This window comes from Amycolatopsis sp. NPDC045836 (genome assembly GCF_056431745.1).
Window position 1 is genome coordinate 1 of sequence record NZ_JBWKKF010000020.1, and the last position, 23,694, is coordinate 23,694.

Genomic DNA, 23,694 nt, shown 5'->3' on the forward strand with positions numbered 1-23,694 from the left:
GATGCCCTGCAGACAGAGCCGGTCCGGCACACGCCCACGACCGGCGTTGCGGTTCCTGCGCGGCACCACCGGCAACAACGGCTCGATCCGCTCCCACAGATCGTCCGAGACGATCCACGGCGGTGACCCACCCCTGCTCACGACCGAACATGATCCACAACGGACACGGCCAACACCACCACATTGATCATTTTGTTAGGACCACTTAGGGGCGCCGTTGGCGACCTTGGTCGCAGCGGAATACCTGGCCAGCGTCTCGACCGAACGTTGGAGTTGACCGAGCAACTGTTGGTTCCCCTGCAGCCGCTCTTGTCCCTGCCGGTGAGCCCTCCGCGCCTTCACCCTGCGTACACGACGCCGCTTCTCTGCTCACCATCGCGCCAGGCGTTACACCATCGGCTCATGCCGATATGCCCGGGTAGAACGGATGCCGTCAGTAACACGAAGCTCGGTGATGATGTGGATTACATCGATACGCTGGATCCGGCTGAACGGGTGATTCGCTCGGCCGCCGGACTCTGACCGGTTATCGTAATTGTCGTGCCAGACGATTGTGTACAACGCGGGTTTCGCGCGCTCGTCCCCGAGCGCACCTGGTCGATGTTGTGCAAGCTCGGTTTTCCCCGCACGTTTAGCAAGGGCGAGCCCATCTTCGTACGCGGCGCCCCGGCGACCTCGGTTCTGCTGCTGACGTCGGGGCGGGTCGAGGTGGGGTGCCACACCGAGGACGGCAACTATCGCCTCATCGCCCTGCGGGGCAGCGGTGACGTGATCGGCGAGGTGGCCTTCGAGGTTGACGGCGTACGCACAGCGGACGTTTTCGCACTGGAAACCTGCACGGCTTTCGCAGTCCCTTCAGGCGCTTTTGAGCGCGTGCTCATCGCCGACGGCGTCCACCGCGAGGTCGGTCGGTACGTGGCCGCCAAGCTACAACGGGCTGGCCAGGACTCGGTGGACATGCTGAGCCTGCCCCCATTACGACGGATCGCGCGGTTGATGATCCAACTGGTTGACTTGGCCGAGCCGGGACACGACCCTCGCGTGATCCCGCTGTCGCAGACCAGGCTTGGGCACGTACTCGGCCTTTCCCGCAGTCTCGTGGCCGGCCTAGTCGCCCAACTGCGCCAGGAAGGTGTGCTGAGTGCGGAGCGCACCCTGACCGTCGAACGGTTCGACAAGCTTCGCCTCCACGCATACCCAACCTAGGAGTGACGCAGATCACTTCTGTTCGTCTTTTGGTGGACATCACCCCGCAGGTCAGCGGGCCACAGTGCTTCTCATGACCGACGAATCGCACTCTCCCGTCCACGAGCTGCCGCCGTACCACGCGGTGCTGTCGGTGGACATCAAGAACTTCAGCGGCGTCACCCCTGCCGCCCATTACGCGCTCACCGAGCTGATCCCGACCATCCTTGAACGCGCGTTCGAACGGGCGGACCACACCGAGGTCTGGGCAGACCGCCGCTTCCCTGCCGGGCGCGGCGACGGCTTCGTGGTCGGCTTTCGCCCCGAAAGCCTGCCGATCCTCGTCGGGCCGTTCCTCGATGCCCTGCAGGACGAACTGGCCTACCACCATCGCATGCGCCTCGGCCACCCCGGCGAGCCGACGCGCCTGCGGGTGAGCGTCGCGGTGGGCCCACTGACCGATTCAGGGAAATTCCGTCTCGGGGACGGCTCAGGTGCGGCGATGGTCGAGACACACCGGCTCTTGGACTGCGAACCAGTGCGCGAACTGCTCGCAAGCTCCGATACTGAGGTCACGTTCGTCGCAGCGGTGCTATCGGCGCGCGTTTACGAGGACGTTGTGCTCTCTGGGTACGCGGCGAAAGCACCGGGTGAGTTCGTCCGCGTCCCAGTGTCGGTTAAGAGCTACGTGGGTGACGCCTACCTGCACGTGCCGAAGCCTTCGGGTGAGCTGCTGTCCCGGGGCATCGGCACGCCGGACGAGCCAACCCCCGACACTCCCGTTCCACAGGATGAAGCTCCCGAAGCCGAGAGCGCGGTGGCCAACACGATCAGCGGCACCGTATTCGGGAAGGCGGTCCAAACGCGCGACCAGTATCGCTGGACTGACAAATCCCGGCACTCGCACCAGCACACCGTCGGCGACGGGAACATCGTGACCGGCGGCAGCGTACGCGGCGGTATTCGGCAGAACGTTCGCAAGGACGGGAAGAAGGACTCATGACCACCATGGATAGCTTCACGATCCCCAGCGGCAGCGCCTCGGTCATCGGCGACGGCAACGTAACCGTGGGTGGCTACGTCACCGGCGGCATATCCGTCGATGTGCGGAAGTCGGGTGACATGTTCCTCTTCGGTACCAGCAGCGGGTACCGAAACCTGATCGTCCGGGACGAGATCGACCCAGGCCACCTTGTCTGGCTCAAAGACCGCTTCGCCGAACCAGATACGTTCACCGAAATCGTGAAATCGTTGCACAACGACAAAGTCGTCTTCCTCCACGGGCGACCGCGCAGCGGACGCTGGACGGCCGGCGTTGGCGCTCTCGGAGCCGTCTCTGGCGACGAAACACCAACGATCAACGTCATCGAGTTCGACGAAGAGACCCAGCTCGATCTACGCCGCGTCACGCCGAAAGCCCACATCCTGCTAGACCTGACCAAGACCGACAGCGACGTATTCAACAACGCCGAGAAGCAGATCAGGAGTTTCCTGGGTACGGTCGCAGCTGCGGAAGCGTATCTTGTGGTGCTCCTGCCCGAACCGCCGCCGTCTGGACTGCAGGCCCTCTACCAGGGCCGGACCAAACTGATCACTGAGCCGGCCGCCGAAAACGTGTTGCGTGCCCACCTTCGGACGACTGCGGTTCCCGCACAGGTCGTGTCCGAACCCCAGATCGTTGAGGCGCTCGCGTCGGCCCGTCCCGCCGACGCGGCGTGGCTGGCCGAGTTGATCGTGCGCGAACACCAGCTCGTGGACGAGGGCACCGCGTTCAGCATCGTGGCGAAGAGGGCGGTTCTCGCATACGGCAACTGGACCACCGAACTGATCACCGCCTACGACAATGTGGAGGATTGGAACCGACGCAGCCTGCTGCTCACTGTCGCCCTGCTCGGTGGCTGTTCGACCGAAATCCAATACTGGGCAGAACGCGAGCTACTCACTATCGCCGGGTACACGCCCCCCACGGGAAGACTGCTGGAGGGTCGTGGCTTCGCCGGTCGACTGACCGATCTCGAGCATGTCTGCTTCGCCGACGACCGGGCAGGGTTCGACCGCCTCGACTACGACCGTTCGGTACTCCGGCACGTCTGGCGCGGGTATCCGGAACTGCGCGACAAGCTGGTGGATTGGGTGACAAAGCTCGGGCTCGGGCAGCGTCCCCGCCTGGATGGCGACGCCACCGCCGGCATGGTGAACCGCTTCTTCGACCTCTGCGCGTCCCAGAATGCTGTCAAGTCCATCACCGAGGTGGCGGAAACCTGGGTGGGCTCCGGCAAGGCAGTGCACGCTCGAATGGCCGCTGACTTGATCACCGCCGCGACGCTCGACGACCGCACCGCCACGGTGGTGCACCGCCAGCTGAACCGGTGGGCCAGCAAATCTGACCTCTCTCTCGCACTCGTCGAGCTCGTGCTCGCGGTGTGCCGGTCCGAGTTCGGCCGCAAGCACACCGACAAGGCTCTCACCCGATTGGGCAACCTGGCCCTACACCACGAGCGGCAAGTCAACGATCAGGTCGTCGCAGCGGCGCTCGACTTGGTCCGCAACAACGGCGCGTTCCCGCAAGCACTGACGAAACTCGACGAATGGCTGCGCAGCGGCAAACAACGGCAACGAGCCGTCGCGGTACGAATCCTGCGCGAACTGCTCTCCGCAGACGCCGACGAGTTCATCAGCGTCCACCGGTCGGCCCTGGCCCGAGTATGGCAGGCATTGCTGGCGGTGGAGGACCACGCGCTCGTCCACGAAGCGATCGTGTCCTGGCTAGACCTGGCAGTCGGCTCAAACCAGCAAGTTTTCCTGTTAGGCGTCCTCGCTGAGGCCGCGGCCACCTCGGACACGCCGGTCGCGCGGATCGGCGCCGTCCGCATGGCCGCCGACCAATGGCTCGGGTTCGTTCCCCGTTACTGGCAAGAGCATGACCACGCAGACCCCCGCCTCGTCGTGCACCAAGCCCTAGCGGAGGAACTCCTGGCCAGGAATCCGTTCACCGCACAGCCCATCCGGCAGGAGGGCGCCTGAGCATGCGATGGCGCCGACGCACGACACCGGTCGGGCTCGCGCAGGACGAGCCCGACCGGCGCGCACCGTTTATGAGCCCGGTTCCCAGTGAACTGCACGGCTTCGACTTCGAGGTGTGCTGCACGGTGGTCTGGAACGCATCGCCCGCCTGGCAAGAGAAGGCTTGTGAGGAGGTCGCCGCCCGTGCCGCCGGGCTGCTGAGCGGCTACTCGCCTATCCACGCGAAACTCGCCGGGACCCAGCTTGCCGCGAACCTGACGGAACCCAGCATGCCGTCCGAGAATCCTCCGGTCCGTGTCTGGGCGGAAGATGTCGTCGTCACCGTTGCTCCGGACCAACTCGGAATGGCACAACAACACGCGCAACATCTCCGGCAGCGAGAAGTCGCCTCCGCTGAGCACGAAGTCGAAAGCATCGAACTCGCCTACCTGAAAAACACCGTCTTCGCAAACACGGCTTCGGCGACATTGTGGTGGCTACGACACCACAATCACGACGTCACTAAGCTAAAGTCGGTCATCGAAGATCTAAAATATACGGTGAATATCGTCGCTGGCGCCAACCTTCCGCCGCCAGTGGAGGCGCTCGTCGCCGCTTTCGACGCACTGGTCCCCGACCTTGCTCCGCATGCACGGTATGAAATCCACGAGCAAATGGCACAAATTCTCGACCACTTGGACAAGCAAAAGGATGCAGATGCCTTGCGTTCTCAATTCAGTAAGAAGTCGCCGAACGAATAAGGGTAATTGAAACTGCCGTTTCGCTGCTCAAGCCCTGCCGCGCTGAATCTCGCCGGAATGGCTGCCGATGCGGGTAGATCAACATGCTCCCGGTGTAGGCGGTGTCCGTGAAGTGATCGGCGAGCCTCGCGCTTGCGTACGGAGCAGCGGGGGACCGGGAAGGTGCCGAGACCCACGCGCGGCAGGCTCGGCAGCTCATCTCCCAGCTTCGCTCCACACGGCTGCGCCGCAGGCTGGAGCGTCTCGTACTGCCAACCGCCTCACGCCGGGCGTGAGTTGAGGTAGTACAGCAGGGACACCAGCGTCCCGGAGCCGAGCAGCTCTTGCCGCTGGGCTAGCTCGTTCACGCGCGAGAGCGGCACCCACTCGACGCGCCCAGCTTCCTCGGTGTCGGTCGGGTCGCCGATGTGCTCGGCCTCGCGCCACAGATACACGTCCATCGGCGCGGTCACCTGGCCAGGCAGCGGCTCGAAGCTCACCAGGTGCTCCGGCTTGCCGACCGGGCGCCAGCCGCTCTCCTCGGCCGCCTCACGGGCGGCGGTGAAGGCGGCCTCCTCGCCGTCGTCCACCATGCCGCCGAGCAGTTCATACCCCCACTGCTTCGTGGCGAACCGGTAGCGCCACAGCATCAGCGCCTCGTCCCGCTCGTTTACGATCAGCGCGATGGCGATGCGCGCGAGGTGCACCACGTGGTACTCCCAGCGCTCCCCGTTGGGCGCCTGAACGTCGGTCAACCCGACCTTCACCCACCGGTTGTCGTACACCAACCGCTCACCGAACGTCTCCCACGATCCGTGTTCTTTCACGATGCCCCACTCTGTGTCGCAGACTCTTTAACTACCTGTCGTCGGTACTGGGCTTCTCGGGCATGTAAGAGGATCGTGTCCTTAATCTGCTGGAGCATCTCCAGCACCTTGGTAGATAACTCCTTAAAAGACTCCCCATCTGGATATAGTAATCTGCCGTGGGCTATTTCATTCCTTGAATCGCATAATGATCTATCGATCATTTGCTTTCGTGTTATGAACGCGTCTTGAGGTAGTCCAACTTTGCTGAATATTTCCACCAGGGTGTCATATCGAAGATTTGATCTGGCGTTGATGACATTCTTTCGAGGTATCCAGGCGCGCGCTGTTTCTGGCTTGGTTATGAGTTCGATAAGGAACTCGCGCGCTTGCGCATCACCGGATTCGAGTCGCTTGAGGTGCGAGTGTATCGAAGTTATGACAAAATCGTCGGCAAGTTCATGATATTTGAGCTTGCGCACCGCCACGAATCCAAGGTATGCCTCGCAGGACTCTTTGACAAACCCTTCCCAATGGGCGTAAAGCAGGGCAACGCCTGACCTGATGAGTGCGCGCGTTAGTGGGGCGTGTGGCGAGTTGGCATTGTGTCGTTTAATTTCCCCTTGAAGTGCTAGGATTTCGGTTCGTCTCCAGGTGAAGTTTTCGTCCAGCGTATCCTCTAGCTGGCTTAGTGTTTTTGTTGCCAATTTAATGACCTGAGAAGTATTCGCGTGCCTCGTTGATTAGGCGAGGCAGGCGGCGTCGTGGACTAACTCCAGTTCCTGAGTTATCTTGAAAGTAATGGTAAGACCAAATGCCGCGAATCTTCTCCCGGAGGCCTTCAGGGTTGTCTTTCCAAAAATCGTAGTTGGCAACGACTCCTGCCGTGACAAATTCAAAGCCAGAAATTGAAAATGGTCCGTGATGCTTGCCTCCGTCGAACCGGCGGAAGGTGTCATCGCCTAGGGCCAAGTCGAGCAGCTTAAAAACTTTCCTGAACTTCTGCACGCTGATGCTTCGATCCTGCTTCTTTTGCGCGATTCCACGCATCCATTCCGTAAGAAACTCGCCGAATTCCTGGCGAAGTTCCGTCCGGTCGCCTGTAAAGTGGGCATGCAAGAAGAAGCGGAGTACTAGTTCCTGGCGGTAGGCTTCTGACTCCTTATTTTTCGAAAGGAGAACGGTGTTGCCGAAGGCTTCAACTGCTGCGAGTTCAACGATGGTGTTGAACATCTTCCGATTAAGCATCACAAGGAGGCAATTTCTTGCCTCTTGAGGTGAGAGGTGGGTTCCGGAGTTCAGTCTTTGGAATAGGTCGTACTTGGCATTCTCGTCGGATTGCTTCGCGACAATCCTAAATTCGAGTTTAGATCTTTTGAAGTCGCGTTGAAGAACTTCATCGAACTGTTTCTTGCCGGTGTTCCACGAGTACCCGGCAAGTGCTGGTAGATACTCTGTCTTGTTGAGGACCGAAGGTGGAGATATCTTGCCGTTTTCGTCGATATAGTTACCTGTGAATTCAAGGATTGTTGAGAGTCTCTGAACTCCGTCGATTACATCCCATACCCCATCTTGTCGCTGAGACACAAAAATCGGCGGAATTGGTATGCGAAGAAGAATTGATTCGATAAGTCGCGACTTCTGAGTGTCTTCCCAGCGGAAGATCCGCTGAAACTCCGGATGGATTTCGATGTCGCCATCGCGGTGCATGGAGATTACTTCGCCGATGGACATGGAGTAGCCATCGGTGACGATCTCTTTCGCTCGTTCTGCGATCTGGTCTTGTAAGTCTCCCACTAATCCTTCTCCTGCTTGTCCAGTTTGGGTGGTCGGTCGACTTTAGGCATTCTGGTTGCCAGAATCTCGGCGGCCTTGCGATCGGAGGCGGCAACCCAGGCTGCATAGACGCGCAGTGTAGTTGCGCCGCCGCCACCGTGGCCGAGGCGGCCTGCGACGGTTTGCAGGTCGATTCCAGCGGACAATAGCTCCGTGGCGCTGAAGTGGCGTAACGCGTGTAGGTGGGTCTTGATGCCGAGGCGGGTGGCCATGTCCTTGTATCGCTGCGTGACGGCGTTGGGGGAGTAGGGCTCGGAGTGGTCCGGCGTCTTGCTGCCGGAGAAGACGAACAGGTCTTCGTGGAACTTGGCGCCCAGCTCCTGAAGGCGCTGTTCGACGCGCTTCCGGTGCTCTCGGAGCAGGGTGACGGTCTCGGAGTCCAGGGCAATGCGGCGGTTCTGGTGGGTCTTGATGTCCTTCTCCTTGCCTCCGACCCAGTTGTATCGCAGGTCGATGACCTCGGCGTCGAGGTCTACGCGGGAGAAGCGCAGGCCGACCAACTCTCCGCGTCGGACGCCGGTGGTCATGGCGAGCCAGACGAGGGTGCCCCAGTCGGCGTCCATCTTGAAGGCGGCTTCGACCAGGCGGGCTGCCTCGGCGGCGGTGGGTGGGTCCGGCTCCGGAGCCTTCTGCTTGGGACGACGGGCGATGAGAGCGGGGTTCTCGTTGAGCCAGCCCCAGCGCTTCGCGGCGCCGAACGTGCCGCTCAGGATGGCGTGAATCTGACGCACTGTGGACGCGGCCATGGGGCGGCACTTGTGCGCCCGGCATTCCGCGGCCTGGCAGTCGTGGTCCGGCTCATCAGACTTGTGCTTCTCGATGAACGGCTTGCCATCACACCGTGTGCGGCAGCGGCGGAGTTCGTTGTAGAAGCTTTCGAGAGCGCGAGCGTTGATTTTCTTGGCCGGTTCCTCGCCGAGCGCCGGTTTGATGGTCCGCGCTATGTAGCCCTCGTAGGTCTTGCGGGTGCTGTCCTGCATCTCCGTGAGGTGCATCCACTCGTCCAACGCGTAGGACAAGGTGACTGATGAACTGGGCGCCCGCTGCTCCTCGGCTTGGGTGAGCAGGCGGTTCAGAACCTTCTCGGCGCGTTTCTGAGCTGCTCTGTCGGTGCCGTCGACCTTCTCTCGCAGGTAGGAGCGCTTGCCGGTGACCGGGTCGGTGCCGGCGTAGACGACCACGCGCAGGCTGCTCCCGCGTTCCTCGATCCGCCCTCGTGAGCGGCCCTCCACAGCACGCCTCATAGCCGTGAGTGTACTCGCACCCACGGCCGCACCCAATGATCAACAACGTCGATCAGTCTTCAGTTGTAACGCCTGGTCAGGCGTGGTGCCCCCGGTGCGACTCGAACGCACACTGGACGGATTTTGAGTCCGCTGCCTCTGCCGATTGGGCTACGGGGGCGGCGCCGCCAGACTCTACGGGATGGGGTGGCCGGGGCCCCAACAGGGTGTGGGCCCGCACATGCCGGGCCCGGGTGACCAGGTCGCACACGTGGTGAACGCCATCTCTCAATCGGTTCCGCTCCCGGTAGGCTCGGACTCCCGCGGCACGCCGCGCCCGACCACCCCTTCGAGCTCGCAGGAGGACACCGGTGACCGAACCGGCTGCCGAGGCCAACGGCGTCGCCGCCGCCCCACAGCGTCGAGTGCTCGTCGCCGAGGACGAGGCATTGATCCGCCTCGACCTGGTCGAGATGCTCCGCGAAGAGGGCTACGAGGTAGTCGGCCAGGCCGGCGACGGTGAGGAGGCCATCAAGCTCGCCTCCGAACTCAAGCCCGACCTGGTCATCCTCGACGTGAAGATGCCCAAGCTGGACGGCATCGAGGCGGCCTCCAAGATCACCGGGGACCGCGTGGCGCCGGTGGTCATCCTGACCGCCTTCAGCCAGCGCGACCTGGTCGAGCGCGCCCGCGACGCCGGCACCATGGCCTACCTGGTCAAACCGTTCGCCAAGCGCGACCTGGTGCCCGCCATCGAACTGGCGGTCAGCCGGTTCGCCGAACTGCAGGCGCTGGAGTCCGAGGTGGCCGGGCTGACCGACCGCCTGGAGACACGCAAGGTGATCGATCGGGCCAAGGGCCTCCTGATGAGTGAACAGGGATTGTCCGAACCGGATGCCTTCCGCTGGATCCAGCGGACCGCGATGGACCGCCGGACCACCATGAAGGCGGTTGCGGAAGCCGTCGTTCGGGGGATCGGCTGAGCCCGTTTCGCCCGGAATGACTGGGCGAATTGTCACTTGTGGTTACCAGTCGATCGTTGCACTCGGATGATCGGGTATAAAGCCTCCGTTAACACCGGTGACCACCGTCACGATGTGGAAACAACCAGCTTCGTGACGCTGTGCAACGCGGCGAGGGGCGACTAGGTTCAGCGCCCAGTCAGGTCCAGGGACGAGTGACCCTTCCGGTCGTTCGTCGGCATTTGGAGGAACGAGTGTCAAGAGCACGACTCACGCGGGTTTTGGTGCTGGCAGCGACCGCATCGCTGGCCCTGGGCGCGTGTTCGGCGCGTACGGACAGCGGGAGCAACGGGGACACCCCCACGGCTCCGCAAGCCAGCGCTCCCGCCCAGGCCGCCGACGCGGCCGACCCCAAGGGCGACGGCAAGGCCACCTGCGCTCCCGGCACCGCGATCGCGTACGCCGGAACCATCAACGGCGAGAACGCCGCGCTGGGCCAGAACATCCTCAACGGCGTCAAGGTGGCGGTGAACCGCCACAACGAGGCGAACCCCGGCTGCAAGGTCGAGCTCAAGGAGTTCGAGACCGAGGGCACGCCCGACAAGGCGCCCGGCATCGTCACCCAGATGGTGAACACGCCGCAGATCCTCGGCGTGGTCGGCCTGCCCTTCTCCGGTGAGTCGAAGGCCGCCGGCAACATCTTCAACGACGCGGGCCTGGTCTCGATCACCCCGTCGGCCACCGGCCCCGGCCTGTCCCAGAACGGCTGGAAGACCTTCTTCCGCGGCCTCGGCAACGACAACACCCAGGGCCCGGCCGCCGCGACCTTCATCACCAACGAGCTGAAGGCCGAGAAGGTCTGCGTCGTCGAGGACGACTCCGAGTACGGCATCGGCCTGGCCGGCGCGATCAAGGGCGCGCTGGGCAGCAAGGTCGCCTGCAACGAGAAGGTCAAGTCCAAGCAGATCGACTTCGCCGCCACGGTGAACGCGGTCAAGGGCGCCAACCCGCAGGCCGTCTTCTACGCCGGTTACTACCGCGAGGCCGCCCCGTTCGCGCAGCAGCTCGCCGACGCCGGGGTGACCGCCAAGTTCGTCGCGCCGGACGGCGTGAAGGACGACGAGTTCGTCAAGGGCGCCGGTGACGCCGCCGCCAACGCGTACTTCACCTGCCCGTGCGTGCCCGCGGACCAGTTCACCGAGTTCAGCAGCGCGTACAAGGCGCTCTCCGGCAAGGACCCGGCCACCTACTCGCCCGAGGGCTACGACCTGGCCACGATCCTGCTCAAGGGGATCGACTCCGGCAAGACCGACCGCGCCGGGCTGCTCGACTACGTCAAGAACTACGACGGCCAGGGCCTGACCAAGAAGTTCAAGTGGGACCCGACCGGTGAGCTGGCCGCCACCACCGTGTGGACCTACAAGGTCGAGAACGGGAAGATCGTCCGGAACACCGAGATCAAGTAATACCGAGCCGCTCTCGGCAAATCGATTTCTGTAACCGGGGTGTGCGCGCGACGGTTCGATCCCGTCGCGGGCACACCCCGGAACCACATGGAGAACGAGTGTGTCCATAAACCACGCACTACCGCTGTTCCTCGCGCAAGAGGACAGCTGGATCAAGTTCGACCTCGAGGCGCTCGGTGACCAGTTCTGGAACAGCACCGTCGAGGGGCTTTCCCAGGGCAGCATCTACGCGCTGGTGGCGCTCGGCTACACCCTGGTCTACGGGGTGCTGAAGCTGATCAACTTCGCGCATTCGGAAGTGTTCATCTACGGCGCCTACGCCACCTGGTTCGTCTTCTACGGCCTCGGCTTCCGCCCGGGCGCCACCCCCGACCTGCCGGTCATGGAACTGATCGGCTTCCTGCTGCTGGCACTGGTCGCCGCGATGGCGATATCCGGCGGCACGGCGGTGGCGCTGGAGAGAGTGGCCTACCGGCCGCTGCGGAAGAAGGGCGCGCCGCGGCTGGTCTTCCTGATCACCGCGATCGGCGCCTCCTTCGTGCTCCAGCAGCTGCTGTTCATCTGGCGCGGCGGCAACGCCGAGCAGGCGATCCGGCTGCTGCGCCCGCAGGAGGTCTTCGCCATCGGTGACGCCAGCGTCACCAACATCACCATCATCATCGTGCTCGCCTCGGTGCTGATGATGATCGGCATCGACATGTTCGTGAACCGCAGCCGCCTCGGCCGCGGCATCCGCGCGGTCGCGCAGGACCCGGACACCGCCACGCTGATGGGCGTGAACAAGGAGCGGGTCATCGTGCTGACCTTCCTCATCGGCGGCCTGCTCGCCGGTGCCGCGGCCCTGCTCTACATGATGAAGAATCCGCAGGGCGCGTCCTACCAGGGCGGCTTCCTGCTCGGGATCAAGGCGTTCACCGCCGCCGTGCTCGGCGGCATCGGCAACCTGCGTGGCGCGCTGCTCGGCGGCCTGCTGCTCGGGCTCGCCGAGAACTACGGGCAATCCCTGTTCGGCGGCGAGTGGCGCGACGTGGTCGCGTTCGTGCTGCTGGTGCTGATCCTGATGTTCCGTCCCACCGGCATCCTCGGTGAGTCTCTCGGGAAGGCACGGGTATGACGACGCCAAACACCGCAGGCCGCCGCTCGCTGGGCGAGTGGTGGAGCAACCTGTCCCGGCCGCAGCAGTGGCTCGTGCTGATCCCGGTGGTGGTGCTGATCTACGCGCTGCCGGTGCTGAACCCGCCGATCATCTCCACCGAACCCGGGTTCGACTTCCAGATCGCGATGTTCGAGGTCGCCCGCTACGCGCTGGTGGCCATCGGCCTGAACGTGGTGGTCGGCCAGGCCGGCCTGCTGGACCTGGGCTACATCGGCTTCTTCGCCATCGGTGCCTACGTGGCGGCGTTGTTCACCAGCCCGGACTCACCGCTGCAGAAGCTGCCGTTCCTGGCGGTGATCCCGCTGGCCATGGTGATCACCATGGTCTTCGGCATCATCCTCGGCACCCCGACGCTGCGACTACGCGGTGACTACCTGGCCATCGTCACGCTGGGCTTCGGGGAGATCGTCCGCCTGGTCGCCGACAACGTCGACCCGCTGCGCGGGCAGTCCGGCTTCCAGCAGGTCGGGCACCCGCCCGGCACCAACGACGACGGCTCCGCGTTGTTCAACAACACCGACGGCACCCCGTGGTACTGGCTCACCGTCACGGTGATCATCGCGGTGTTGTTCCTGGTCGGGAACCTGGAGCGCAGCCGCGTCGGCCGCGCCTGGATCGCCATCCGCGACGACGAGGACGCGGCGTCGATCATGGGCGTGAACACCTTCAAGTTCAAGATCTGGGCGTTCGTCATCGGCGCGGCGATCGGCGGGCTCTCCGGCGCGCTCTACGCCGGGCAGATCGGCTTCGTGAACAACCAGAAGTTCGACGTGGTCACCTCGATGCTGTTCCTGGCCGCGGTGATCCTCGGCGGATCGGGCAACAAGGTCGGCGTCATCCTCGGCGCGGTGGTGGTGGCCTACGTGCCGCTGCGCTTCCTGGTGATCGCCGAGTACAAGTTCCTGATCTTCGGCCTGGCGCTGATCGTGCTGATGATCTTCCGCCCGCAGGGCCTGCTCGGCGCCCGCCAGCGCCTGCTGACCTACGGCAGACTGGCCTACCAGCGGCTGCTCGGCAAGGGCGAACAGGTCTCCAGCGACACCGCGCTGGTGGTCGAGAAGAACGGAGGGGCGCGCTGATGACCACACCGGAGCACTCCCACGACGCCCCGCGCAACGGCGACACCGGACCGGAGGTCGTCGCCGAGGGCGGCATCGTCGCCGAACTGGAGCACATGACGGCCGAGGAGCGGGCCGCGCACGACGCGGAGGTCGCCGAGGTCGTCGCCTCCGACCGCGAGATCGCCGTCGACGTCGGTGACACCCTGCTCGAGATGCGGGACCTGACCGTGCGCTTCGGCGGCCTGGTCGCGCTGGACAACGTCTCGTTCAGCATCAAGCGCGGGGAGATCCTCGGCCTGATCGGGCCCAACGGCGCGGGCAAGACCACCTGCTTCAACGCGATGACGGGGGTCTACCGGCCGACTTCGGGCCAGGTGCTGCTGGAGGACAAGCCGCTGGGCAAGGTCTCCAAGCACGGCATCACCCAGCTCGGCATCGCCAGGACGTTCCAGAACATCCGGCTGTTCACCGAGATGACCGCGCTGGAGAACGTGGTCGTGGGCACCGACGCCCGGCACCGCACCAGCGTGCTCGGCGCGCTGCTGCGGCTGCCCCGCCACTTCAAGGAGGAGAAGGCGGCGGTGGAGCGGGCGATGGCGCTGCTGGAGTTCGTCGGCATCGCCGACCGCGCCGCGGACAAGGCGAGGAACCTGCCCTACGGCTACCAGCGCCGCCTGGAGATCGCCAGGGCGCTGGCCACCGAGCCGAAGCTGCTGTGCCTCGACGAGCCCGCCGCCGGGTTCAACCCCCAGGAGAAGGAAGAGCTCATGGGGTTGATCAAGAAGATCCGCGACGACGGCTACACCGTGCTGCTCATCGAGCACGACATGAAGCTGGTCATGGGCGTCACCGACCGGATCGTGGTGCTGGAGTTCGGCAAGAAGATCGCGGACGGCAGCCCCGCCGAGATCAGGGACAACCCCGCGGTGATCGCGGCGTATCTGGGGGTGCCAGACGATGACGTTGCTTGAGCTCTCCGGCGTGTCCGTCCACTACGGACGGATCAAGGCGGTGTCGGAGCTGACGCTGACCGTGGCCGAGGGGGAGATCGTCACCCTGATCGGCGCGAACGGCGCGGGCAAGTCCACCACCATGCGCGCGATCTCCGGGATCCGGCCGCTCTCGGCCGGGTCGATCTCCTTCGCCGGTGAGGACATCAGCAAGCTGCGGGCCGACCTCCGGGTGGTCAGGGGCATCTCGCAGGCGCCGGAGGGCCGGGGCATCTTCCCCGGCATGACGGTGATGGAGAACCTGGACATGGGCGCCTACGCCCGCAAGGACCGGAAGAACCTGCAGCCGGACCTGGACCGGGTGTTCGAGCTGTTCCCGCGGCTGGCGGAGCGGCGGACGCAGACCGGCGGCACGATGTCCGGTGGCGAGCAGCAGATGCTCGCGATCGGGCGCGCGCTGATGGCCAAGCCGAAGCTGCTGCTGCTGGACGAGCCGTCGATGGGCCTGGCCCCGCAGTTCATCCAGCAGATCTTCCGGATCATCACCGAGATCAACAAGCAGGGCACCACGGTGCTGCTGGTCGAGCAGAACGCCCAGCAGGCGCTGTCGCGCGCGCACCGGGCGTACGTGCTGGAGACCGGGCGGATCACCAAGTCCGGCACCGGGCAGGAACTGCTGGCCGACCCGTCGGTCAAGGAGGCCTACCTGGGCGTCGGCTGAGCCGCGCACACCACGAAGTGGGGCACCCCTCTCGCGGGGTGCCCCACTTCGTGCGTCCGGGGGTCAGGAACCCGGGGGACGGTCCCGGACCGCGCAGGTCAGCCGGGCGGTGCAGGTCCGGCGGCCGGACTCGTCGGTGAGCACGATCTCCACGGTGATCGTGGTCCGCCCGACGTGCAGCGGCACCGCCACGCCGGTGACCAGGCCCTCGCGCACCCCGCGGTGGTGCGTGCAGTTCAGCTCCAGGCCGACCGCCGCCCGTTCCGGGCCGGCGTTCACCGCGGCCGACACCGAGCCGAGCGCCTCGGCCAGCACCGCGTTGGCGCCGCCGTGCAGCAGGCCGTACGGCTGGAGGTTGCCCGCCACCGGGATGGTGCCGACCACCCGTTCCGGCGAGATTTCCAGCAGCTTCATGCCGACCTTGTCGTTGAGCTGCTGATCGGCCCAGCGGGGGTCGATCTGGTAGAGCTCGGCGATGTCCACCGCGGCCTGCTCGGGCACCCGTGCCTCCTTGGAGTGTCGGGGTATCACCCTAGACTCGCTCCCGTGAGCCCAGCCGAGAACACCCAAGTTGCGAACGACACACCCCGCCTGCTGCTCATCGACGGGCACTCGATGGCGTACCGCGCCTTCTTCGCGGTACCCGCCGACCGGTTCCGCACCACCACCGGCCAGGTCACCAACGCGGTGTTCGGGTTCACCTCGATGCTGATCAACCTGCTGCGCGACGAGCAGCCGACCCACCTCGCGGTGGCGTTCGACCTCTCGCGCCAGACCTTCCGCTCGGAGGCGTACGCCGAGTACAAGGCGGGCCGCTCGGCCACCCCCGACGACTTCAAGGGGCAGGTGGCGCTGGTCAAGGACGTGCTCGGGGTGCTCGGCATCCCGATCCTGACCAAGGAGAACTACGAGGCCGACGACATCATCGCCACGCTGACCACGCAGTCGGAGGCGCTGGGTTACCAGGTGCTCATCTGCACCGGCGACCGCGACGCGCTGCAACTGGTCAGCGACGGGGTCACCGTGCTCTACCCGCGCAAGGGCGTGTCCGACCTGGTCCGGTTCGACCCGGCGGCGGTGGCGGACAAGTACGGGCTCACCCCGGCGCAGTACCCGGACTTCGCCGCGCTGCGCGGCGACCCCTCGGACAACCTGCCCGGCATCCCCGGCGTGGGGGAGAAGACCGCGACCAAGTGGATCCAGCAGTTCGGCTCGCTGAACGAGCTGATCGACCGGGTGGACGAGGTCAAGGGCAAGGCGGGGGACGCGCTGCGCGCCCACCTCAGCTCGGTCGCGCTGAACCGCCAGCTCACCGAGCTGGTGCGCGAGGTGCCGCTGGAGACCACCCCGCCCGAGCTGGAGCTCAAGCCGTGGGACCGCGACGCGGTGCACCGGCTGTTCGACGAGCTGGAGTTCCGCGTGCTGCGCGACCGGCTCTTCGCCACCCTGTCCAGCGCCGAACCGGAGGCCGACGAAGGCTTCGAGGCCGCCGGGGCCGCGCTGGAGCCGGGGCAGATCGCCGGCTGGCTGGCCGAGCACGCGGCGGCGGGCACCGTGACCGGCCTGTCCTTCCGCACCACCGGGGCTTCGGTCGCCGCCGACGCGCTGTCCATCGCCTTCGCCGCCGAGGACGGCGCCGGTGCCTACCTCGATCTGTCCACCCTGGACGAAGCCGACGAGAAGGCGCTGGTGGCCTGGCTCGCCGACGAGAAGGCGGGCAAGACCGGGCACGCGCTGAAGGTGGCCGTGCACGCGCTGCTCGGCCGCGGCTGGCGGCTGGACGGCCTGCGCACCGACACCGAACTGGCCGCCTACCTGGTCCGCCCCGGCCAGCGCTCGTTCGAGCTGGACGACCTGACCCTGCGCTACCTCAGCCGTGAGCTGCGGTCGGAGTCCGGTGAGGGCGACGGCCAGCTCTCCCTGCTCGACGGGGCCGAGGGCGCCGACGCCAAGATCGTGCAGGCCGAGCTGGTGCGGGCGCGCGCGATCGCCGAACTGGCGGGTGCGCTGCACGAAGAACTGGCCAAGATGGGCGGCACCAAGCTGCTCGACGAGATCGAGCTGCCGCTGTTCGAGGTGATCAACGAGCTGGAGGCGGCGGGCATCGCGGTCGACGTCGAGCAGCTCACCGAGCTGGAGGCGCACTACGCGAGCCGGGTGCACCAGGCCGCCGACGCCGCCTACGAGGTGATCGGCAAGCAGATCAACCTCGGCTCGCCGAAGCAGCTGCAGGTGGTGCTGTTCGACGAGTTGCAGATGCCGAAGACCAAGCGCACCAAAACCGGCTACACCACCGACGCGGACGCGCTGCAGACGCTGTTCGAGAAGACCGAGCACCCGTTCCTGCAGCACCTGCTCGAACACCGCGACGCCACCCGGCTGCGCACCACCGTCGAAGGGCTGATCAAGGCCATCGCCGACGACCGCCGCATCCACACCACGCTGTACCAGACCGTCGCGGCCACCGGCAGGCTCTCCTCCACCGAGCCGAACCTGCAGAACATCCCGATCCGCACCGAGGAGGGCCGCCGCATCCGCGACGCCTTCGTGGTCGGCGAGGGCTACACCGATCTGATGACCGCGGACTACAGCCAGATCGAGATGCGGATCATGGCGCACCTGTCCGAGGACGCGGCGCTGATCGAGTCCTTCCAGTCCGGGTTCGACTTCCACGCCGCCACCGCGGCGAAGGTGTTCGGGGTGGAGCCCGGTGAGGTGACCGGGGCGCAGCGGGCCAAGATCAAGGCGATGAACTACGGGCTGGCCTACGGGTTGTCGGCCTACGGCCTGTCCGCGCAGCTGCGCATCTCCACCGAAGAGGCGCGCGGGCTGATGGACGACTACTTCGCCGGCTTCGGCGGGGTGCGCGACTACCTGCAGTCGGTGGTGACCGAGGCGAGCAAGGTCGGCTACACCGAAACGATCTTCGGCCGCCGCCGCTACCTGCCCGACCTCAACAGCGACAACCGCCAGCGCCGCGAGATGGCCGAGCGGATGGCGCTCAACGCCCCGATCCAGGGCAGCGCGGCCGACATCATCAAGGTCGCCATGCTCAACGTGCACCGCGGCCTGACCGAGGCGAAGCTGCGCAGCCGGGTACTGCTCCAGGTGCACGACGAACTGGTGCTCGAAGTCGCCGAAGGCGAACACGACGAGCTGGAAGCCCTGGTGCGCAAGGAGATGGGGGCGGCGTACAAACTCGCCGTGCCGCTGGAGGTCTCTGTTGGTTACGGCCGCTCTTGGAACGAAGCCGCGCACTGAATTTTTTGCCCCGCCTTCGGCGGGGCGGCGAGGTCGCTTTTGAGCCGGTGACTGAGGTGGGCACCGCTCCGGCCCTGGGGGGCCGAATCGGCGCCCACCTCAGTCACCGGCGCGACCTCGCGTGGGGTGCAGTGGGGAGTTGGTTTGGAGGTGTTGGCTCCGCTTTGGGTGGGGTGGTGGGGTCGCTTTGGAGTCGGTGGTTGGGGTGGGTACCGCTCCGGCCCTGGGGGGCCGAATCGGCGCCCACCTCAGTCACCGGCGTGACCTCGCGTGGGGTGGAGTGGGGGAGTTGGTTTGGAGGTGTTGGCTCCGCTTTGGGTGGGGTGGTGGGGTCGCTTTGGAGTTGGTGGTTGGGGTGGGTATCGCTCCGGGCCTGGGGGTGGATCGGTGTCCACTTCAGTTGTCGGCGTGACCTCGCGTGGGGGTGGAGTGGGGGAGCTGGTTCGGAGGCGTTGGCTCACCTGTGGTGCGACCTCGTGCGGAGGCGAAGGAGGGGCAGGGCGTGGCCGGGGTTGAGGCGTTGGCTCATTTGCGGCGGGCCAAGGACTGGATCGACGTGCACTACGCCGAGCCGGTTGACACCGGCCAACTCGCCGGGGTGGCGGGCTGGTCCCGCGAGCACTTCATCCGCTCCTTCGCCGCCGCGTTCGGGGAGACGCCCGGGGCCTACCTGGCCCGGCGGCGGATCGAGCGCGCCAAGGACCTGCTCCGCTCGGCCAACCTGACGGTCACCGAGGTGTGCCTGCTGGTGGGCTACTCCAGCCTCGGCACGTTCAGCCGCCGCTTCACCGAGATCACCGGCCTGAGCCCGACGGCGTACCGCGAAGGCACCCGCGGGGCGCCGCCGATCCCCGGCTGCTACGTGCTGATGTGGAACAGGCCGGCACCGTTCGCGGAAAGGTCATCACTTCCGGATAAGCCCGGCGGCGGCACGGCGGGATAGCGTCGCCGCAGCGCTGGAAGAACGGGAGCGGAAAATGATCAGGAACCTGTCGCACGCCGGCCTCTACGTCCTCGACTACGACTCGGCCAAGGAGTTCTACACCACCAAGCTCGGCTTCGAGGTGCGCCAGGACGTGCGCATGGACGGGCGCTTCCGGTGGCTGACCGTCGGCCTGCCGGGGCAGCCGGGGCTCGAGTTCACCCTGATGGAACCCGGCCCGCCGCAACACGACCCGGACACCGAGAAGCAGTTGCGCGAGCTGATCGCCAAGGGCGTGCTGGGCATGGGTGTGTTCGAAACCGAGGACTGCCGCGCCACCTTCGAAGCGCTGTCCGCGCGCGGGGTCGATTTCCTCCAGGAACCGGCTGACCGACCGTACGGAGTGGAGTGTGTGTTCCGCGACGATTCCGGGAACTGGTTCAGCCTCACCGAGCGGCGCGAGTTCGACCCGGGGCAGGGGTGGGGGCGCTGTGTGGACGGTTGAGCGCGTTCGGCCCAACCGGACAAGCCTTTCGCCGGACGGCGAGGTCGGCCGCACCCGAGTAGCGTGGCTGCCATGGTGCTGAGGAAGGCGCTCATCCTTGGTGGCACCGGCATGCTGGCCGGCGTCGCCGAAGCCCTCACCGCGGACGGCTGGCTGGTGGTCCTGCCGAGCAGGCGCTACAGCCCGGTCGGCCGCCGTCCACCCGAACCGGGCGTCGCCGCCCGGTTGTCGATGGGCGGGCGCGGGCACCGCCCGCAGGGCGGCACGGCGACGCTGGGCCGGGCCATCTGGGTCGAAGCGCAGTGGGAACGGCCACGCGAACTGGCGAAGAAGGCGGAGGAGGCGCTCGGCGGGCCGGCGGACCTGCTGGTGGCCTGGGTGCACGACTCATACCGCCGCGCGGTGATGGGGGTGGTGGAGCCCTTGCTGCGCCCCGAAGCGCCGGTGGTGGAGGTGCGGGAGGCCGCGTCGGTCCGGGCGGGGGAGCCGGAGTCGGTGCTCGCCGCCCACCCCACCCAGCAGGTGCGCCTCGGCGCGATCTCGGAGCAGACCGGCAGGCCGCTCAACCACGCGGAGATCGCCGCCGGCGTGCTCGAAGCCGTCGGCCGGGCGCTGGAGGACAAGCCCTCGCTGGTGCACCAGATCGGGCACAACCGCCCGTACGTGCGCTGACCCGGCTTTCAGCGGGCGAGGCCGCGGATCAGCACCATCACCGACTCGCGGACCTCGGCCCGGCTGCGCTGCCGCTGGAACACCTGCCAGTCCAGCGCGACCACCAGCAGCGTGCCGAACAACCCGGCCGCCGCGGTGGGGATCTGCACGCCGTCGGGCAGCCGTCCCGCGTCGGCGACGCGTTGCAGCTGTTCCTTGACGATGGAGATGATCTCCTCGCGCAGCAGTGACAGCGTTTCGTGCCACTGACCAGGCGTCCGCCACATCTCGCTGACCAGGATCTGCGAGAACCCCGGGTACTCGGCGATGAACCGCAGCGCGCTGTCCACCTGCGACTCCAGCACCTCGACCGGGTCGGCAGGAGCAGCCGGGGAAGCCGCCGCCCGCAGCCGGTCGGCGAGCTGGCCGACGCCGTAGCGCAGCAGCGCGTCGATCAGCCCGTCCTTGCTGCCGAAGTTGTAGTAGACGGTGCCCTTGGCCACCCCGGCCTCGGCGGCGATCTCGTCCACGGTCAGCCCGACCAGCCCGCGATCGGTGGCCAGCTTCAGCGTGGCCTCGAACAGCCTGCGCCGGGTGGCGTCGGCGCGGGCGCTCACAGGCTCAGTTCCGGCTTGAGCTGCGAGACCGTCCACACGCGACGCTTGCGGGCCGCGTACGCCGACACCGCCAGCGCACCGAGCAGGTAGGCCACCAGCACCCCCACGTCCCCGAGGATCCGCAGCGAGGCCCCACTGTAGAGCAGGTGGCGGAACCCGTCGATGGCGTACCCCATCGGCAGCACGAGGTGCAACGGGTACAGCGCGTCCGGAATGGTCTGCCACGGGAAGGTGCCGCCCGCGCTGACCAGCTGCAGCACCAGCAGCACCAGGCCGAGGAACTTGCCGACCGCGCCGAACAGCGCGTTCAGCGCGTGCACGATCGCGGTGAACGACAGCGAGACCAGCACGGCGAAGCCGATCGCCCCCAGCGGGTGGGCCACGTGGATGCCGACCAGCCAGGTCACCGCGCCGAACAGCACGAGCACCTGCGCGACGCCGAGCAGCGCGGAAGCCAGCCAGCCGCCGAGGGCCACCCGCACCGGGGACGCGCCGGCGGTCAGCGCCCGGGTGGACAGCGGCCGCAGCAGCAGGAACAACACGAACGCGCCGATCCAGGTGGCCAGCGAGATGAAGAACGGCGCCAGGCCCGCGCCGTAGGTGCCTGCCGACGCCACGCCGACCGAGTTCACCGCGACCGGGTCGGCGATGGTGTTCGCGGTGGCTTGGCGGGTGGGGTCGTCGGGGTTGGGGATCTCCTTCAGCCCGGCACCGAGGCCGTCGCGCAGCTGGTTCGCGCCGTCACGCAGCTGCGTGCTGCCCTTGAGCGCGTCCTGCTCCCCGGTGGCCAGCTTCGCCGAGCCGTCGACGAGCTGCTGCGCGCCGTCGGCGGCCTTGCCGATGCCCTCGGCCAGGGTCGGCGCCGAGGCGGCCAGCTGCGCCGCGCCCTCGGACACCTGGCGCGCGCCGTCGGCGAGCTTGGTCAGGTCGCTGTTCGCCTGCTGGATCTTGGTGTTCGCCTCGTCGACCGGCTGGCGCAGCTGGCCGAGCACGCTCAGCGCGTGCTGCACCTCGTCCTCGCCGAGCCCGCCGTCGCGCAGCGCCTGCGCCAGCTTGCCGTTGGTTTCGTCCAGGGACTCCTGCAGGTCGCTGGAGGCACCGGCGGCCACCTGCGCGGCCGAGGCGACCTTCGCGTTGCCCGCGGCGACCTGGCTGGCGCCGTCGGCGAGCTGCTGGGACTTCGACGGCAGCTGCGCGGTGCTGTCGCGCAGCGTGCCGAGCCCGGTGGACAGCTTCGTGCTGCCGGTGGAGAGCTGGCTGGCGCCGTCGGCCAGCTGCTGCTGCCCGGTGACCAGCTGCCCGGCCCCGTCGGCGAGCTGGTTCGCCCCGCGCGAGGCTTCCTCGATCTTGCCGTAGATGGTGGAGAAGCCGACCAGGAACCGGTCCGCCGCCTCGCTGCCGACCTTCTCCGCGATGGTCGAGCGCACCTGCTCGGCCACCTGGTCGGCGATGGTGCCCGCGAGGTAGTTGTTGGCGTCGTTGGTGGTCAGCGTGATGGTGGCCTGCTGCGGCTGGAAGTTGCCGGTGGACAGCAGTGCGGTGGAGAACTCGCGCGGAATGGTGATGGCGAAGGAGTACCGGTCGTCGCGGACGCCGTTCTGGGCCTCCTCCGCGGACACCTCGTGCCACTGGAAGGTGCCCGAGCCGACCAGCTCGTCGGTCACCTCGCGGCCGACGTTGCGCTGGGTGCCTTCGCTGTCGGTGGCGCCGGTGTCGGCGGTGACCACCGCGGCGGGCAGCTTGTTGAGCCTGCCGTACGGGTCGTAGTTCGCGTAGAGGTAGAAGGAGGCGTAGAGCAGCGGGACCAGCACCAGCGCCAGCATCGCCAGCTTGGGCAGCTTCCCGGCGGTCAGCCTCCGCAGTTCGTTGAGGGCGATCCGGACGCTGCTCACCGCTGTTCTCCTTCTTCGGTTTCCGCCGGTGCTCCCGACTCGGGCAGCGGCGCGCACTGCTGCGGTTCGGGTTGCTCCAGCGCCCCGGCCCGCGCCGGCGGGAACGGCAGCGCCGAGATCGGCGTGGTCCCGCTCAGCACGACCACCGCCAGGCCGCGTTCGGCGTGTTCGCGGGCCAGCGACGACCAGCTGCCGACGTCGCTGGTGTGCCGGTCGGGCGTGTCGAGCACGAGCAGTTCGACGCCCTCGCGGCTCGCGGCGAGCGTGCTCAGCAGCCGGGTGCGCAGGGCCGGTTCGAGGTTTTCGAAGCGGGTGCTGGCGAACGGCCCGGCGTCGTGCGCGGCCAGCCACCGCCGCACGTCCTCCTTGGCCGACGGCTTGCGCGCCAGTGCCAGTTCCTCGCCGACGACCACGCTCAGGCTCAGCGCGCCGTCCGGCTCGCTCACCCCTGGCGCGTCCACCACCGCCGAACTCCCGCGCAGCCCGCCGCCGGTGCCGATCACCGTGCCGGTGGCCGGTTTGAACCGCCCGGCCAGCGCCAGCCCGAACGCGGTCAGCCCGGCGCCCGGTTCGCCGTGCAGCACCACCAGCTGCCCGGTGCCGACGGTCAGCGAGGTGGGCGGCAACAAGGTGCCGTGCGGTCCGGTGACGGACACGCGATCGGCGTGGACCTGCACGGGGAGCTCCTCGGAATTGAACTGACTGGTCAGTTCAAAAGTAAGCCTGGAGCTGGGCGC

Annotated in this window: 22 protein-coding genes and 1 tRNA gene; 14 read left to right on the plus strand and 9 right to left on the minus strand. The window is 66.6% G+C overall.

Going from position 1 to position 23,694, the window contains the following annotated elements; translation table 11 throughout:
• Positions 1–540 precede the first annotated feature (540 nt).
• The 4 genes from AC07EG_RS31460 to AC07EG_RS31475 all read left to right on the plus strand — a co-directional run bounded on the left by AC07EG_RS31460 (position 541) and on the right by AC07EG_RS31475 (position 4,949).
• Positions 541–1,206, plus strand: a complete 666-nt coding sequence (locus tag AC07EG_RS31460) for a Crp/Fnr family transcriptional regulator (protein WP_478256860.1) — start codon at positions 541–543, stop codon at positions 1,204–1,206.
• Between the two features lie 73 nt (positions 1,207–1,279).
• Positions 1,280–2,188, plus strand: coding sequence for a hypothetical protein (locus tag AC07EG_RS31465; RefSeq protein ID WP_478256861.1), 909 nt, complete (start codon positions 1,280–1,282; stop codon positions 2,186–2,188).
• Positions 2,185–4,209 (plus strand): hypothetical protein, encoded by a 2,025-nt coding sequence (locus AC07EG_RS31470; protein ID WP_478256862.1) that lies wholly within the window; start codon positions 2,185–2,187, stop codon positions 4,207–4,209. The genes AC07EG_RS31465 and AC07EG_RS31470 overlap by 4 nt, the downstream gene beginning before the upstream one ends.
• Before the next feature lie 2 nt (positions 4,210–4,211).
• A complete protein-coding gene (locus tag AC07EG_RS31475) occupies positions 4,212–4,949 on the plus strand; it encodes a hypothetical protein (protein WP_478256863.1) in 738 nt (245 codons plus the stop codon).
• Positions 4,950–5,209: 260 nt separating this feature from the next.
• Here the strand turns inward: AC07EG_RS31475 and AC07EG_RS31480 are convergent, their stop codons facing one another.
• The 5 genes from AC07EG_RS31480 to AC07EG_RS31500 all read right to left on the minus strand — a co-directional run bounded on the left by AC07EG_RS31480 (position 5,210) and on the right by AC07EG_RS31500 (position 8,974).
• Positions 5,210–5,758, minus strand: a complete 549-nt coding sequence (locus tag AC07EG_RS31480; protein ID WP_478256974.1) for an NUDIX domain-containing protein — start codon at positions 5,756–5,758, stop codon at positions 5,210–5,212.
• Positions 5,752–6,441 (minus strand): MAE_28990/MAE_18760 family HEPN-like nuclease, encoded by a 690-nt coding sequence (locus tag AC07EG_RS31485; RefSeq protein ID WP_478256864.1) that lies wholly within the window; start codon positions 6,439–6,441, stop codon positions 5,752–5,754. The genes AC07EG_RS31480 and AC07EG_RS31485 overlap by 7 nt, the downstream gene beginning before the upstream one ends.
• A 1-nt stretch (position 6,442) precedes the next feature.
• Positions 6,443–7,531, minus strand: a complete 1,089-nt coding sequence (locus AC07EG_RS31490) for a GmrSD restriction endonuclease domain-containing protein (RefSeq protein ID WP_478256865.1) — start codon at positions 7,529–7,531, stop codon at positions 6,443–6,445.
• A complete protein-coding gene (locus AC07EG_RS31495; protein ID WP_478256866.1) occupies positions 7,531–8,751 on the minus strand; it encodes a tyrosine-type recombinase/integrase in 1,221 nt (406 codons plus the stop codon). Before AC07EG_RS31495 ends, AC07EG_RS31490 begins: the two co-directional genes overlap by 1 nt.
• A 146-nt stretch (positions 8,752–8,897) precedes the next feature.
• Positions 8,898–8,974 (minus strand) — tRNA-Leu (locus tag AC07EG_RS31500).
• A gap of 190 nt (positions 8,975–9,164) precedes the next feature.
• Here AC07EG_RS31500 and AC07EG_RS31505 point away from each other — a divergent pair.
• The 6 genes from AC07EG_RS31505 to AC07EG_RS31530 all read left to right on the plus strand — a co-directional run bounded on the left by AC07EG_RS31505 (position 9,165) and on the right by AC07EG_RS31530 (position 15,109).
• Complete coding sequence (locus tag AC07EG_RS31505) at positions 9,165–9,776, plus strand: ANTAR domain-containing response regulator (RefSeq protein ID WP_478256867.1); 612 nt, start codon at positions 9,165–9,167, stop codon at positions 9,774–9,776.
• Positions 9,777–10,039: 263 nt separating this feature from the next.
• Entirely contained in the window at positions 10,040–11,221 is a 1,182-nt protein-coding gene (locus AC07EG_RS31510) for a branched-chain amino acid ABC transporter substrate-binding protein (protein WP_478256868.1), read from the plus strand.
• A 106-nt stretch (positions 11,222–11,327) separates the two neighbouring features.
• Positions 11,328–12,335: a branched-chain amino acid ABC transporter permease gene (locus AC07EG_RS31515; RefSeq protein WP_478256975.1), complete on the plus strand. Its 1,008-nt coding sequence runs from the start codon at positions 11,328–11,330 to the stop codon at positions 12,333–12,335.
• Positions 12,332–13,456 carry a branched-chain amino acid ABC transporter permease gene (locus AC07EG_RS31520; protein ID WP_478256869.1) on the plus strand — a complete coding sequence of 375 codons (1,125 nt, stop codon included), beginning with the start codon at positions 12,332–12,334 and terminating at the stop codon, positions 13,454–13,456. The genes AC07EG_RS31515 and AC07EG_RS31520 overlap by 4 nt, the downstream gene beginning before the upstream one ends.
• Positions 13,456–14,409, plus strand: a complete 954-nt coding sequence (locus AC07EG_RS31525) for an ABC transporter ATP-binding protein (RefSeq protein ID WP_478256870.1) — start codon at positions 13,456–13,458, stop codon at positions 14,407–14,409. Before AC07EG_RS31520 ends, AC07EG_RS31525 begins: the two co-directional genes overlap by 1 nt.
• Complete coding sequence (locus AC07EG_RS31530) at positions 14,396–15,109, plus strand: ABC transporter ATP-binding protein (protein WP_478256871.1); 714 nt, start codon at positions 14,396–14,398, stop codon at positions 15,107–15,109. Before AC07EG_RS31525 ends, AC07EG_RS31530 begins: the two co-directional genes overlap by 14 nt.
• A 63-nt stretch (positions 15,110–15,172) precedes the next feature.
• On the opposite strand, the gene AC07EG_RS31535 is transcribed toward AC07EG_RS31530, so the two are convergent.
• Positions 15,173–15,610: a PaaI family thioesterase gene (locus AC07EG_RS31535; RefSeq protein ID WP_478256872.1), complete on the minus strand. Its 438-nt coding sequence runs from the start codon at positions 15,608–15,610 to the stop codon at positions 15,173–15,175.
• Positions 15,611–15,655: 45 nt separating this feature from the next.
• On the opposite strand from AC07EG_RS31535, the gene polA reads away from it, so the two are divergent.
• The 4 genes from polA (at position 15,656) to AC07EG_RS31555 (ending at position 20,469) form a co-directional block, all read left to right on the plus strand.
• Positions 15,656–18,370, plus strand: coding sequence for a DNA polymerase I (polA, locus tag AC07EG_RS31540; protein ID WP_478256873.1), 2,715 nt, complete (start codon positions 15,656–15,658; stop codon positions 18,368–18,370).
• 466 nt (positions 18,371–18,836) lie between these two features.
• Entirely contained in the window at positions 18,837–19,313 is a 477-nt protein-coding gene (locus AC07EG_RS31545) for a helix-turn-helix domain-containing protein (RefSeq protein WP_478256874.1), read from the plus strand.
• Positions 19,314–19,347: 34 nt separating this feature from the next.
• Positions 19,348–19,797 carry a VOC family protein gene (locus AC07EG_RS31550; RefSeq protein ID WP_478256875.1) on the plus strand — a complete coding sequence of 150 codons (450 nt, stop codon included), beginning with the start codon at positions 19,348–19,350 and terminating at the stop codon, positions 19,795–19,797.
• 72 nt (positions 19,798–19,869) lie between these two features.
• Positions 19,870–20,469 (plus strand): Rossmann-fold NAD(P)-binding domain-containing protein, encoded by a 600-nt coding sequence (locus AC07EG_RS31555; RefSeq protein ID WP_478256876.1) that lies wholly within the window; start codon positions 19,870–19,872, stop codon positions 20,467–20,469.
• Positions 20,470–20,477: 8 nt separating this feature from the next.
• Here the strand turns inward: AC07EG_RS31555 and AC07EG_RS31560 are convergent, their stop codons facing one another.
• The 3 genes from AC07EG_RS31560 to AC07EG_RS31570 are packed head-to-tail and all read right to left on the minus strand — an operon-like array spanning position 20,478 to position 23,634.
• Positions 20,478–21,065, minus strand: coding sequence for a TetR/AcrR family transcriptional regulator (locus tag AC07EG_RS31560; RefSeq protein WP_478256877.1), 588 nt, complete (start codon positions 21,063–21,065; stop codon positions 20,478–20,480).
• Positions 21,062–22,957 (minus strand): YhgE/Pip family protein, encoded by a 1,896-nt coding sequence (locus tag AC07EG_RS31565; protein ID WP_478256878.1) that lies wholly within the window; start codon positions 22,955–22,957, stop codon positions 21,062–21,064. Before AC07EG_RS31565 ends, AC07EG_RS31560 begins: the two co-directional genes overlap by 4 nt.
• Positions 22,954–23,634 (minus strand): ABC transporter ATP-binding protein, encoded by a 681-nt coding sequence (locus AC07EG_RS31570; RefSeq protein WP_478256879.1) that lies wholly within the window; start codon positions 23,632–23,634, stop codon positions 22,954–22,956. The genes AC07EG_RS31565 and AC07EG_RS31570 overlap by 4 nt, the downstream gene beginning before the upstream one ends.
• Positions 23,635–23,694 lie beyond the last annotated feature (60 nt).